This is a genomic window from Mastigocladopsis repens PCC 10914 (genome assembly GCF_000315565.1).
Lineage (GTDB): Bacteria > Cyanobacteriota > Cyanobacteriia > Cyanobacteriales > Nostocaceae > Mastigocladopsis > Mastigocladopsis repens.
Window position 1 is genome coordinate 2,288,228 of the sequence record NZ_JH992901.1, and the last position, 12,834, is coordinate 2,301,061.

At 43.6% G+C, this 12,834-nt stretch carries 11 protein-coding genes; 7 read left to right on the top strand and 4 right to left on the bottom strand.

All coding sequences use genetic code 11. The annotated features are described in order from the left end of the window. Nucleotides 1-79: 79 nt before the first annotated feature. The 3 genes from tyrS (at nucleotide 80) to MAS10914_RS30045 (ending at nucleotide 2,879) form a co-directional block, all read left to right on the top strand. Complete coding sequence (gene tyrS / locus MAS10914_RS0112315) at nucleotides 80-1,249, top strand: tyrosine--tRNA ligase (protein ID WP_017316243.1); 1,170 nt, start codon at nucleotides 80-82, stop codon at nucleotides 1,247-1,249. Nucleotides 1,250-1,401: 152 nt separating this feature from the next. Further along, nucleotides 1,402-2,121: an orotidine-5'-phosphate decarboxylase gene (pyrF, locus tag MAS10914_RS0112320; RefSeq protein ID WP_026082512.1), complete on the top strand. Its 720-nt coding sequence runs from the start codon at nucleotides 1,402-1,404 to the stop codon at nucleotides 2,119-2,121. Continuing rightward, nucleotides 2,118-2,879, top strand: coding sequence for a hypothetical protein (locus MAS10914_RS30045; RefSeq protein WP_017316245.1), 762 nt, complete (start codon nucleotides 2,118-2,120; stop codon nucleotides 2,877-2,879). The genes pyrF and MAS10914_RS30045 overlap by 4 nt, the downstream gene beginning before the upstream one ends. On the opposite strand, the gene MAS10914_RS34925 is transcribed toward MAS10914_RS30045, so the two are convergent. The 3 genes from MAS10914_RS34925 to MAS10914_RS0112335 all read right to left on the bottom strand — a co-directional run bounded on the left by MAS10914_RS34925 (nucleotide 2,768) and on the right by MAS10914_RS0112335 (nucleotide 4,241). Further along, nucleotides 2,768-3,052, bottom strand: a complete 285-nt coding sequence (locus MAS10914_RS34925) for a hypothetical protein (RefSeq protein ID WP_084786348.1) — start codon at nucleotides 3,050-3,052, stop codon at nucleotides 2,768-2,770. The genes MAS10914_RS30045 and MAS10914_RS34925 overlap by 112 nt on opposite strands. 195 nt (nucleotides 3,053-3,247) lie before the next feature. Then, a complete protein-coding gene (locus tag MAS10914_RS0112330) occupies nucleotides 3,248-3,937 on the bottom strand; it encodes a uracil-DNA glycosylase (protein WP_017316246.1) in 690 nt (229 codons plus the stop codon). Between the two features lie 94 nt (nucleotides 3,938-4,031). Next, nucleotides 4,032-4,241, bottom strand: a complete 210-nt coding sequence (locus MAS10914_RS0112335; protein ID WP_017316247.1) for a hypothetical protein — start codon at nucleotides 4,239-4,241, stop codon at nucleotides 4,032-4,034. 723 nt (nucleotides 4,242-4,964) lie between these two features. Between MAS10914_RS0112335 and MAS10914_RS32100 the strand changes: the two genes are divergently transcribed. Further along, nucleotides 4,965-5,483 (top strand): hypothetical protein, encoded by a 519-nt coding sequence (locus MAS10914_RS32100; RefSeq protein ID WP_017316248.1) that lies wholly within the window; start codon nucleotides 4,965-4,967, stop codon nucleotides 5,481-5,483. A gap of 335 nt (nucleotides 5,484-5,818) precedes the next feature. Then, nucleotides 5,819-7,081: an acyl-CoA dehydrogenase family protein gene (locus MAS10914_RS0112345; protein ID WP_017316249.1), complete on the top strand. Its 1,263-nt coding sequence runs from the start codon at nucleotides 5,819-5,821 to the stop codon at nucleotides 7,079-7,081. 118 nt (nucleotides 7,082-7,199) lie between these two features. On the opposite strand, the gene priA is transcribed toward MAS10914_RS0112345, so the two are convergent. Then, entirely contained in the window at nucleotides 7,200-9,836 is a 2,637-nt protein-coding gene (gene priA / locus MAS10914_RS0112350) for a primosomal protein N' (protein ID WP_026082513.1), read from the bottom strand. Nucleotides 9,837-11,042: 1,206 nt separating this feature from the next. Between priA and MAS10914_RS0112355 the strand changes: the two genes are divergently transcribed. Together MAS10914_RS0112355 and MAS10914_RS0112360 are read left to right on the top strand one after the other, a co-directional pair. Continuing rightward, entirely contained in the window at nucleotides 11,043-12,212 is a 1,170-nt protein-coding gene (locus tag MAS10914_RS0112355; RefSeq protein WP_017316251.1) for an RpoD/SigA family RNA polymerase sigma factor, read from the top strand. A 103-nt stretch (nucleotides 12,213-12,315) separates the two neighbouring features. Beyond that, a complete protein-coding gene (locus MAS10914_RS0112360) occupies nucleotides 12,316-12,810 on the top strand; it encodes a GNAT family N-acetyltransferase (protein ID WP_017316252.1) in 495 nt (164 codons plus the stop codon). Nucleotides 12,811-12,834: the final 24 nt, after the last annotated feature.

Genomic DNA, 12,834 nt, shown 5'->3' on the forward strand with positions numbered 1-12,834 from the left:
AAAGTCATACAAATTGTCAGTGACCATAACCAACCCTACTTTGATAGTGCAAAGCGTAAACAGTCAATCTCCTAGTAGTATGACGCAAGATTTTTCTTGGCTGCGTCGTGGTATTTCTGAAATTTTCCCACAACCTACTGATTCCGATAGTGACGTTGAAAGTCTCGAAAAGCGCTTGGCGACAACCGAGCGACCTTTAAGGGTCAAATATGGAATTGATCCCACGGGGGCAGAGATTCATTTAGGTCATAGCATACCAATGCGAAAACTGCGAGCGTTTCAAGATGCAGGTCATAAGGCAGTACTCATTATTGGTGATTTTACCGCTCGCATTGGTGATCCGACCGGTAAATCTGAGGTACGCCGTCAACTGACGGAAGAAGACGTGGCGAAAAATGCCCAAACTTTTCTTGACCAAGTACGACCGATATTGGATTTCGATACACCAGGAAGGCTGGAGGTGCGTTACAACTCTCAATGGCTCTCTAAGCTGGACTTGGGCAAAATTGTGGAATTACTCTCCACAATGACAGTGGGGCAGATGTTGGCTAAAGAGGGCTTCGCTGATCGCTATAAAAAAGAGAATCCCATTTTTCTTCATGAGTTCCTGTACCCCTTGATGCAAGGCTATGATTCTGTTGCTGTTGAGGCAGATGTGGAATTAGGAGGGACAGACCAAAAATTTAACATTGCGGTAGGACGGGATTTACAGCGCCATTTTGGCCAAAAACCCCAGTATGGCGTGTTGCTGCCAATTTTGATTGGCTTGGATGGTGTACAAAAAATGTCCAAGTCTCTAGGTAATTATGTGGGTTTATTAGAACACCCAACTCAGAAATATCAGAAGCTGCAACAAGTTCCAGATAATCAGTTGGAGGAATATTTTACACTCCTGACAGATTTGTTATTGGACAAGCTACCAGAAAATCCACGCGATCGCCAAAAACTGCTAGCGCAGGAAATTGTTAAACAGTATCACGGCGAACAAGCTGTTAAGGATATTGAGGCGGGTGACGTTCCAGAATTTTCCCTCGAGCAAGTCCAGTTTCCCGCTAAACTAGCTTACATCCTGAATATCAGTGGCTTGTGCAAAAGTAGCGGAGAAGGCAGACGGAAAATTCAAGAAGGTGGAGTGCGGCTAGATGGCGATCGCATCACGGACATTGATACCACTTTTCAAGATTCCACGGAATTGCACGGACGAGTTTTACAACTGGGAAAAAACAAGTTTGTCCGCCTGATACCTTAAATGCCTTGCGTCTTTACACCCCACTCCCCATTTCTGTGCAAAAGTCATCAAAAGATATTTAGAACCACAGATTAACACAGATGAATCATCAGTGTGCATCTGTGTTAATCTGTGGTTTAATTTTCAAAAAATTGATTTTTGCCAGAGGCTTAATGAATACAAAAGAGCGAATTATAGTACCTCTAGATGTGCCGGATGAGCAAGCAGCGATCGCCCTCGTTGAACGGCTTGAACCCGTCACTTTCTGGAAGGTTGGCTTGGAGTTATTCACAAGCACAGGACCAAAAATTCTGGAGGTGCTACAATCTCGGCAAAAACGTATTTTTCTGGATTTGAAGTTTCACGATATCCCCAACACTGTTGCTGCTGCTTGTCGTGCGGCTGCTCGTTACGGTGTAGATTTGTTGACAATTCATGCTACATCTGGTAAAGATGCCCTAAAAGCAGCAACTGAGGCGGCACTTGCAGGGGCAACAGATGCAGGTGTGAAACCGCCAAAGTTAATAGCAATTACGCTGTTGACGAGTCTTTCTTCCAGACAGCTAGCGTTTGATTTGAAAATACCCCTAGAATTACCAGAATATGCTCTGCAAATGGCTCTGTTGGCTCAAGAGATGGGCTTAAATGGGGCAGTTTGCTCTCCCCAAGAGGTGGCACAATTGCGGCAAACTTGTGGAGATGATTTTTTGCTAATTTGTCCGGGGGTACGTCCAACTTGGGCGCAAGCAGGTGATCAGGCGCGATCGCTCACTCCTGCACAAGCCTTCAAAGCAGGAGCAGATTATCTTGTCATTGGGCGTCCCATCACCGCATCTGCCGATCCAGAGTTAGCCTGGAAGAGGATTTGCGAGGAGTTAGTAACAGTGACATGAAGTCAGGAGTCAAAAAGAAAAATAAAAGCTTGTGGCTTCTTTGTTGTGGCTTCTGGCTATTGATCTTAAATACTTTAGATAACTCAGTAAAAGCCAAGAACCTCACCCCCACCCCCTCTTCGTTAGCCCAGAGCGGAGCTGTTGGAGGGAAGAAGTCTTCTTGCGCTCATCAAAATCTAGAAGCATTAACGACTCAGCTTTTGCAAGATTTACCCAGCTATGCCAATCGTGCCAGTCAACGTGCCCGTCGCTTAAGCAGGGCAACTGACGTTTACAGTTATATGGTCGTCGCAGGAAGACCTGAGTTTACACCACTGCCTCTTAACTCTACTGGAGACACGGCAGATTCACTGAAAACCGCGTCAGCTGGAGTGGAGCAAGTCTTTTTTACGACTTTAGAGCGACAGTACACCGCTGGTAAGGCAGTTCAATTACAGCAATTTCACTGGTTGCTTTTAACAAAAACAAAGAGTGATTGGCGTTTTGTAATGATGTTTTCCCAAACAGGTTTGCATCCTAAGAGCCAGCCCCCTACACCACCACGGGATAGTAGTAATGGTGACATTGCTCAAGCGATCAATGCCTGGTTGCGAGATTGCCAAGCGGGAAGCGTGCGCGTGCGTTCTAGGAATTTGGAAGACTCGCCTCAAAAGCCTCCACCATCACAACCGCCGCCACCGCCATCAAAGCCTCCACTGTCGCAACCGCCGCCACCGCCATCAAAGCCTCCACTGTCGCAACCGCCACCAGAGTCATAGCTGCTACCGCTGTCATATCCCCCAGCATCACCACCGTACCAACCACTGTAGCTGCTACCAAGAGAAGAACGGTTACGAGATTTGCGTTTACCACCTCTAAATGAAGTGCTTGGAACTTTAAGAATTAGCACCACTAGCACAACTATAAATAAGATAGAGAACCAGCCCAACATCAGCTTTCTCCTTGGCAATAATAGGTAACTCCACGCTCAACCATCTGCCCCAAATTGACGAATACCTTTGGACTAAGGGTTATTAGCTACTGGAAAAATTGTATTCCTTAATAGGAATACAGTTAACTACTAAGTGAAGCGACAGGATTCCGGATTTTATGTCAAACTTTTGGTAAATTATATAATGCTTGCCAGCTACTGGTTATTCTGGATTTCATCAAACTTAGCACGGACTGCTTGTATATCTTGCCACGTTAACCACTTAGGGCTGCCGACTTCACGGGATTGATTCCGTAACAAATAAGACGGGTGGAAAATCGGCATACATAACCGCCCATCCCACTCCATCCACTGTCCACGAATTTTGGTAATCCCGCGCTTATCACCAGTTAAGCCTTTTACAGCCGTTGCACCTGCTAAAAGAATAATTTTTGGGTCAACTAGGCGAATTTGTTCCAATAGATAAGGTTTGCAAGCCTCCATTTCTTCAGTAGTGGGAACCCGGTTTTCTGGTGGTCTACACTTGTTGATATTACTGATAAATACATCTTTCTCTGTATCTAACTTGACGGATGCCAAAATTTTCTCTAGCAACTGTCCTGCTTTTCCAACAAAAGGCAACCCAGTTTCGTCTTCAGTTTGACCGGGTGCTTCCCCAATGACAATAATAGGCGCTTTGAGATTGCCACGTCCGACAACAGCATGAGTACGTGTGTCTCCCAATAAGCAACGGTGACACTGGTTACAATGCTGTGCCACTTCGGTCATGTCGGCATAGGTTCCAGAAGGAATGGGAATTTTAGCGTCTGTGGGAATTAGCTCTTTTTGGTCATTTGAGTCAAAGTTTGAGTCCCCGAAGAGGCTTAGTTGTTGTTCGTTGCTCATGAATATTCTTATCTGTTAGCGCAAATACAAGCTATTGGGTTTGAGTATTCTTACCAGGGGTGTAGATTAACCTAACTTAATTCGGGTGATTGAATTAAGAATTTTCTTCGGGTTGTGTTTGTGCTGGTTTAACAACGACGCGACCATTTTCCACAACAGTGCAGTTTTTAGATCTGCTTTTGCCATTGTTGGCTGGCGCGTCTGGGCACTGCATTTCAGCACAATGTTTTTTATGGTAGTAAATATTTTGCTCTTGTTGTTGATTAAGGGTGACAGCACAACAAGCAGACGTGGTGAACGACATATTCTAGTACTCTAATCTCTGTATATTATTATCGCTCGATTAAGCTTTAGCTTTACGGCAAATGTTTGTCTAGAAATTTTGTAAGTAAAAATACTCAATATTCAATTTTGCTTTGAGTATAAATGTCTATTACAAAGCGAAGACTTGCTGGCAAACACTATTCTCAATTGAGAATGAATGAGTTGTATGAAGTTTTGGAATAATGTGCATATTCGTGCTAGGACGCTGCTCGATGACTGGAGAAACTCGCTTTCTTATCCACTCTCCTTAATATGAAATTATAGCAAAAATCTAGCAAAACTGACTATGATGTTTACTCGGAGTCAACAAGTGTTTGTATTGACTCAGATATTGATTTCCTTATAACCACTCTATATAAACCTAGTGGGTGTCATCAAATCAAAAATGAGGAATCAAATTGACAAGCATCCTACCCAGTGGTAAGGTTTGTCAAGTCGGCAGCTTCAATTTTATTGTTGAACTTGATAAAGCTATAATTGCTAGGGCGCAGAGCGAAGCTCTTACTCTAAATTTTTTCCAGAATATCGAGGCTTTTTGTTCATAATCTTAGCTCAACTCTTTAGTCTGCAATAGTCACAAGATTATTTTGCAATAAATGTATTGACATATTTCTGTCATATTTGCACCTCACACTAAAAGTAGGTTGTCAATAGATATCAACTTCAATTACATGAGTTGGTACAAAGGGGTTGATGATTATTAATGCTGAAATTTTTAACTGTAGGTGCTGTCATTGCTGCTGTTCTTAACACGCCAGTGAACGGCAGTTTATTAACTTCAGCGGAAAGCGTTGCTAATCAGAAAGTGAAAGCTAGTACATCAAATTTAGTAGTAACAGTCAATGCTCATGCTGAGTTGACTAATGCTCAAACTTCAATAAATTTCCCAGAGTCTAGTAATACTCCAGAAGTGGTAGAACAAATAGACCCAACAGGGATCATGTTAGGTTTATTTGTGCTTGGTAGCGCTGCTATTGCAGTTGTTCTTAGTACACAAGATGGCAATAATCGCTGGAAATCAATTTCACAAAAAAGCAAAACAGATACCATTCTTCTGAAACAAGCAAGTCGTAGACTTCAGCAGAAACTTTTGAGTCTTTTGCATAATGACTGGGATGCAGCAAACCGCCTTTTAGCCAAAGTTAAAATGAAAAATCCTAATCGGTCGGTTGATTGGTATGTAGAGAAAGTCATTTACGACTTAGAACGAGATAGGGCGTAGCACAGCGTCCTAACGGGCAATTGGCTTTGCCAGTGCTCTCTAGGCGATGCTCCTAGAGGGAGCCGCCTTGGGCGATCGCAGCGAGGGTATTAGAGTCAAGTCTTTTGTATTAATCCCCTAATGGGGGATTAATACAGTTGATTTTTTTATCTGTAATTTTGATATTTTTTTATGTTATTGCCATTAACTAAGTGACTACTACAAAGCCTAAAATCCTTTTATACCAATACTTTTCATGTTGTAGATCAACTAATCCAACAGAAATTCTTGAGTTGTAGGCAACATTTTTCTACCACTTCAATGGTTATAGGATAGTTAGCTAGAAGCCATATGAAATGCAAATTCCAAACTACTCTAAGCTATGGCGTTCAGAACATCCAACGACCAAGGAAGAACAAATCATGATTGACTTCAGCCTCACTCTCGAACAGCGGATGTTGCAGTCAAAAGCGCGTAACTTTGCCTTAAGAGACATTAAGCCTATCGTTCAAATCATTGAGGAATCTGATAATCCAGAAATTGAACCTTGGGATTTCTGTCAAAGTATATTCCGCAAGGGAGCTGAACTGGGATTCACGTCATTGTTGCTTCCAACAAAGTACGGTGGGTTGGGTGGAAAATGTATAGATATCGTTTTGGTTTTGGAAGAACTGGGTGCTGCTGATGTCAGTATTGCTTGTAGCTACTTCAATCTCACCGCTGCGATGTCGCTTTTCGTAACTAGGGCTGGAACGAGCGAACAGCAAGAGCGGATATTATCGCATGTCCGTTCTGGGGAGCCTCATCTGTTCAGCGCCGCAGAGAGTGAGCCAAACGTAGCAACCTCAGATTTATTCTGTCCGATACCAGATGCCAACATTGGAATCAAGACCTTTGCACAACGCGATGGCGATGCATACGTCCTCAATGGTAAAAAGTCATCGTTAGTGACAAATGCTGGCATCGCTGATGCATATTTCATCATTGCACGCACAGCTCTTGATAAGCCATTGGGCGAGAGTATGTCCATATTCTACGTTCCAGCAAATACCCCTGGTCTTAAATTTGGTGAGAGGACTCAGATGATTGGCTGGAAACCCTCCCATCATGCTCCCATTCATCTTGATAATGTGCGGATACCTGCAAAGAATCTCCTTGGACAAGAGGGGGAAGCGGCAAAACTCCTCATGCTGCTTCCTGAGGTTGCTATTGGACTTGCAGCTTCCTACGTCGGTTTAGCTCGTGCTGCCTATGAGTATGCCCTAGATTACGCTAAAAAGCGAGTCAGCTGGGGGCGTCCGATTATTGAACATCAGGCAGTTGCCTTGAAGCTGGCTGATATGATGATAAACACACAGGCTGCGCGGTTGACGGTATGGGAGGCTGCCAATACCGCAGACACTAATCCGCAACTCGCTGCGATGGTGAAAGCACCAGCAGCGAAGACTTTTGCTGTGGATGTGGCAATCAAGAACGCACAAACAGCAGTCGAGATTCTTGGTGGATATGGAGTCACTAAGGAGTCTCAAGCGGGTAAGTTTCTTAACGATGCGTTTATTGGATACTCGTGTGATTTCACGCGAGAAGTCTTGCGTCTTGGACTTGTTAACTGTTTGTAGATTTATAGTTTTCCTCTTTGGCAAAATTTTTTTGAAAATAAAACCACAGATAAACACAGATGCACGCAGATAAATTATCTGTATTTATCTGCGTGCATCTGCGGTTCTAAAATTCCATTCACATCATATTCATTGGGTCTACATCAATCGTTAAACTGACAGACTGAGGACACAGTTTACGCACTTCCTCCCAATCTGGCAATTGTGGCAAGGCACTGGGGGCAAATTTTAGCAAGATCTGCCAGCGATAACGATTAGCTACCCGTAAAATACTAGCTGGTGCTGGTCCCAAAATATCGAACCCCTCTTGTTGAGGTAAAGCTGCTGCTATTATCTGGGCAGTATTATCTACCAGAACTGGATCGGGACTACTCAGGCGCAATAAAATTAACCGTCCGTAGGGGGGATAATTGAGTGCTTGCCGTTGTTCCAATTCAGCATCCGTGAAAGACTGATAACCATGATTTTGCACTGCTTCAATCACAGGATGTTCAGTGGTGTATGTTTGAATAATGACTCTTCCCGGCTCTTCTCCTCTGCCAGCACGTCCAGCAACCTGTGTCAAGGTTTGAAATGCCCGTTCGCTGGCGCGGTAGTCTGATAAATGCAACAACCCATCAGCAGCAACAACACCCACAAGTGTTACCTGAGGCAAATCTAATCCCTTGGTGAGCATTTGCGTACCTACTAACAAATCTGCTTCACCGTTGACAAACTGAGTCAGAAGAGTGCGGTGCGCTCCCTTTGTGCGGGTGGTATCGCTATCAAAGCGGATGAATCGTAATTGGGGAACCTGTTTTGCTAACTCCTGGGCGACTCGTTGGGTTCCACTGCCAAAAAATTTGAGATATGGAGAACTGCATTCGGGGCAGTTTTGGGGATGCGATCGCACAAAGTTACAGTAATGACACCGTAATACTTGAGGCGCGTTTTCTTCAGTGTGATGATATGCCAGCGACACATCGCAGTTTGGGCATTCTACCACATATCCACAACTACGGCAAGAGACAAATGTACTGTGTCCCCGACGATGGATAAATAAAATTCCTTGCTGACGGCGTTCTTGCAGTTGGTGCAAAGCTTCTTGCAGAGAGCGACTAAATATAGAACGGTTTCCCTGCTGCAATTCTTGCCGCATATCCACAACTTCCACAGGAGGTAGAGGACGGGAGTGGATGCGTTCGGGGAGGGAGAGGTAGTAAGAGGACACGGGGAGAGGGGGAAGGGGGGAGGGGGAGAATTTTTCTCCTTGTTCCCGTGTCCCCGTGTCTCTAACACTCACCCACGTTTCAAGGGCGGGTGTTGCTGAACCTAACACCAAGGGACAGTTTTCTAACTCTGCTCGCCATTGGGCAACCGTGCGGGCGTGGTATGTGGGGATGGGAGAATCTTGCTTAAAGCTGCTGTCGTGTTCTTCATCTAATATAATTAAGCCCAAGTTTGGTAAGGGGGCGAAAACTGCACTTCGCGTACCTATAACCACTTGGGGTTCTCCTGTTAACATTTGCCGCCAGGTGTCGTAACGTTCACCGTCTGAAAGGGCGCTGTGGTAAACGCTAACTTTGTTTCCAAAACGAGCGGAAAAACGGTCAGTTAGCTGCGGTGTCAGCCCAATTTCTGGTACTAAAACGAGGGCAGACTTGCCTTGCGCTAAAAGAGGAGCTATTGCTTGCAAATACACCTCTGTTTTTCCAGAACCTGTGACACCATGTAACAGTACCGTAGCACATCCATCTAGATGGGTAATAACCCCTAACGCTTCCGATTGATCTGGTGTTAGTATTTTTGTCTGTTCCACCGCTAGCAAACCCCCTTGCGTCCCATCTGCAAGTGGGAGGAACACAGGAGGAGTTCGCATGACTTCTCGTTCTTGAATAACAACGTACCCCTTTTGTTCTAACGTCTTGAGCATGGATGTACTTGTGTTACAAACTTGTAACAGTTCACTTTGCCACAATTCACCCCCGCGCCTTCGCAGCACTTCTAAAACCTCTCGCTGGCGACTAGTTAAGTCGCGTTCAAATGTACTGCCTATCAGTGTGACTGCTTTTTGCTGTTTTGGTCGAGTCAGTCGTGGGGGTTCTAAGTAACTTTCTACTAAACCCCGTCGCTGCAACTCCCGTACACCCCGGTAAGCTGCTTTTACTTGTTGTTGCAGGTAGGCGAAGCTATAATTTCCATCTGCTTGTGCTTGTAAAAGTTTCAGAATTTGCTGCGCTGCTGGGGAGAGGAAGGGTAGGGAAGATGGGGAAGTGGGGGAAGTAGGGGAAGATGAAGGAGTCATTTTTCCCCCTACTCCCTCTACTCTCTCTACTCCCCCCACTCTGTTCACAAGGCGGATACGACGCTGCGATCGCCCTAATAAACCTGGTGGTAAAGCGACACGTATGACTTGAATGAGGGGTGTGTAGTAGTATGCTGCAACTCGGTTTAAAAGTTCCCAATAACTGGAGGGAAAAAAACCCACGCTGACAATATCTTCCACATCGCGGATTTTTTCTAGTGGTAGATCTGTTGGAGGTTGTGTTAGAAAACGAATGGCGATTCCTCCTAGCAGTTGCGTACCAAATGGCACACTCAAAATATCCCCTGGTTTTACTTCCAACTGAGATGGCAGCCGATATGTATACAGTCCTGAACTTCCCGGACAGTCCACTAGCACTTCAATCCAACGATTCTCAGTTGTTCCTGAGTGGTACGATTCACCAGCTTGGGCAACCACCAAAGGAGGCAAACTAACGCCATTCATATACATAGTTTCTAAATCAACACTACAGATATTTCTCTTACCAAAACGATCCTAAGTGCCAAGTGCGAAGTGCTGAGAGAATCCTTTTTTGTTTTCCATCCTCAAAAGCCCTCAAGCGCTTGACAAAATATTTAGGAGCAAGCGAATTGATTCTTGCAGAAAAACAAACTTTTTTCTTGTTTCATTCTCCGGATTCATCCTTTGAGGATTGACTTCCTGACTCAGGACTTAGTACTCAGCACTCATGAACCAGTTTGTCTATCTTAACCTTGTCAACTTAACTCTAACTGTATGCATCCCTTGCCTGAAAATGTGATTAGCAATACTGTCATAAGACATAATACTTGATAAGTTTCCTCTTATGTAATCGGCTAGAAAATTACTCCTAACTGTAGAAGGCAATAAATATTTAATGTCAATTAAACGAAATTAGACAATCTCAGCTTTTCTCAGTTGATTTTCTGTGATTACTAAATAGGGAATAATGCTTTTCCGCCTATTGATAGATATTTAACTCTATGTGTATGTGAGATCCTTTATCAAGAGAAGACATTGCTAAAGTTTTGACTTGCCAAATTGCTGGTTCTGGGGAAAGCTCAAGAGCGATGCATAACCCCACTATGAAAAATCAAATACCACTAGCGACAACTAAAGCATAAAAAATCAAAAAGATTAGAAAAATACATGAATGTTTAAGGATTTGGAGAGAGGCAAATGAAGTTTTTATATTTGTTAAAATAAAGGAATTTTAATTGAGGAGGGTTTGAAGGATCTTTGTAATTAAGAAAAAAAGAGGAAAATAGGTATTGGCAGCCTGACAAAATTTTTATAAGGTGTAAATACCAGGCTGAGTTAAGAACTGTATCTATCTGTAATCGATTGATGAAGTCCACTGAAGTTTAAATGTTAAGAATGAAGTATGAATAAACCCCATGAATAAATTCAGAGGATTCTCTACGAGTGTTCCCTATGTTTTCATACTTCTACCTTGATCCCCACTTAGAGTAAGCTTCTTTCCAAATATCTAGCTCCTTTTTACAGTCATCAGCTGAATACGCTTTTACCAGAGCATGAACGTTCGGTAACCACAGTATAGATACCCATGATCAGAATCACATAAACTCTGGACAAACACTCGTATTTTGTAATTCGGCGGGTGCATTTGTGCCTCAGGAAAATCACCAAGTATTACCAGAGCAGCTGTCACTAATTATGTACCAAACAGAGCAACAATCCCTCAAGGAAACTATGAATATCGCTGACTTGGGAATAATGGCAACAATGGGAAGTGCTGCTGATAATGAAGAATTATTTAATACGTTAGACGCAGTGGCAGATGAAGAATCCCAAATTGTTGTAGAAAATCTGGAAGCCGAAGACCGCAATGGAGATAAAATGGCGGCGGCGCGTCCCTCGGGATATAACAAAACCGAGTATGACGATGCTGTTGGGGCGTTTTTTAAAGAAATGGCGCGATACCCATTGTTAAAGCCAGATGAAGAGGTGGAATTAGCGCGGAGAGTTCGGTTTGTAGAGGAAATTAGGGAATTACAAGTCTCGTTATTTGAACAACTAGGAGATCAAGCGAGTAAGGCAACTGTAGCATCTCATCTTGAGATGACAGAAAAACAACTAGAACATCGCTTGTATCAAGGGCGAGTCGCGAAACGTAAAATGATTCGCTCAAACCTACGGTTAGTAGTATCTATTGCTAAGCGATATTTAAATCGCGGCGTTCCTTTTCTAGATTTAATTCAAGAAGGAGCGATGGGGTTAAATCGTGCTACTGAAAAATTTGACCCAGATAAAGGATATAAGTTTTCTACTTACGCTTATTGGTGGATTAGACAAGCGATTACGCGAGCAATAGCCAACGATGCGCGGACGATTCGCTTGCCCATTCATATTGTTGAAAAACTTAACAAACTTAAAAAAGCCCAGCGGGAACTTAAACAAAGATTAGGGCGCAATCCCAGCGAAGAAGAAATGGCGGAAGCTCTGGAAATTCCCGCGCCACAACTACGTCAGCTGCAACAACTACGACGACAAGCACTTTCCCTCAACCACCGTGTTGGTAAAGAAGAAGACACGGAATTGATGGATTTGCTAGAAGATGAAGATAACCTATCTCCAGAAGCAAAAATGAACGAAAGCATGATGCGCCAGGAGATTTGGGACGTTTTAGGTGACGTACTCACCCCACGGGAAAAAGATGTAATCTCTCTGCGGTACGGTCTAATTACCAGCGAACCCTGTACCTTGGAAGAAGTTGGGACTATGTTCAATCTTTCCCGCGAGCGAGTTCGGCAAATCCAAAGCAAAGCTATGCGGAAGTTGCGGCGTCCTCACATAGCCAAACGTTTAAAGGGATGGCTCATATAGTCAATAGTTAAGGGTCAAGGGTCATAAAAACATACAACTGTTGACTATCGACTATAAATTATGGGCTAATGACTAATGACTCATAACTAATGACTCATAACTAATGACTTCGCATAGCGATTTAACTTTGCGTTTTGCTGAACCAACCGATTGCGACGTATTGTTTAAATTAATTAAGGCGCTGGCAGATTACGAAAAATTGTCTCATGCCGTTACGGGCAATCCTACGGCATTAAAGGAGCATCTATTTGGCTCCCCAAGTTACGTAGAAGCAATATTAGCAGAATATACAGGGCAAGCTGTAGGGTTTGCCCTATTTTTTCATAATTATTCAACATTTTTGACAAAACCAGGAATTTACCTAGAAGATTTGTTTGTTCTACCAGAATATCGGCGACATGGTATTGGTAAAGCGCTGCTGATTAAATTAGCTCAGATAGCTGTAGAGAGGGGTTGCGGAAGGTTAGAGTGGAGTGTTTTGGATTGGAACGAGCCAGCCATTGCATTTTATCGCCGGATGGGAGCAACTATTTTAGATGATTGGCGAATTTGTCGTGTAACCGAAGAGGCGCTTATCGAGTTAGGGGGTAGGGAGTAGGGGGAGTGGAGGAGTGGGGGAAGA

Bases quoted from the DNA above. Each gene is read 5' to 3' on its own strand.
- tyrS (WP_017316243.1), top strand. From the start codon at position 80: ATGACGCAAGATTTTTCTTGGCTGCGTCGTGGTATTTCTGAAATTTTC.
- pyrF (WP_026082512.1), top strand. From the start codon at position 1,402: ATGAATACAAAAGAGCGAATTATAGTACCTCTAGATGTGCCGGATGAG.
- MAS10914_RS30045 (WP_017316245.1), top strand. From the start codon at position 2,118: ATGAAGTCAGGAGTCAAAAAGAAAAATAAAAGCTTGTGGCTTCTTTGT.
- MAS10914_RS34925 (WP_084786348.1), bottom strand. From the start codon at position 3,052: ATGTTGGGCTGGTTCTCTATCTTATTTATAGTTGTGCTAGTGGTGCTA.
- MAS10914_RS0112330 (WP_017316246.1), bottom strand. From the start codon at position 3,937: ATGAGCAACGAACAACAACTAAGCCTCTTCGGGGACTCAAACTTTGAC.
- MAS10914_RS0112335 (WP_017316247.1), bottom strand. From the start codon at position 4,241: ATGTCGTTCACCACGTCTGCTTGTTGTGCTGTCACCCTTAATCAACAA.
- MAS10914_RS32100 (WP_017316248.1), top strand. From the start codon at position 4,965: ATGCTGAAATTTTTAACTGTAGGTGCTGTCATTGCTGCTGTTCTTAAC.
- MAS10914_RS0112345 (WP_017316249.1), top strand. From the start codon at position 5,819: ATGCAAATTCCAAACTACTCTAAGCTATGGCGTTCAGAACATCCAACG.
- priA (WP_026082513.1), bottom strand. From the start codon at position 9,836: ATGTATATGAATGGCGTTAGTTTGCCTCCTTTGGTGGTTGCCCAAGCT.
- MAS10914_RS0112355 (WP_017316251.1), top strand. From the start codon at position 11,043: ATGTACCAAACAGAGCAACAATCCCTCAAGGAAACTATGAATATCGCT.
- MAS10914_RS0112360 (WP_017316252.1), top strand. From the start codon at position 12,316: ATGACTTCGCATAGCGATTTAACTTTGCGTTTTGCTGAACCAACCGAT.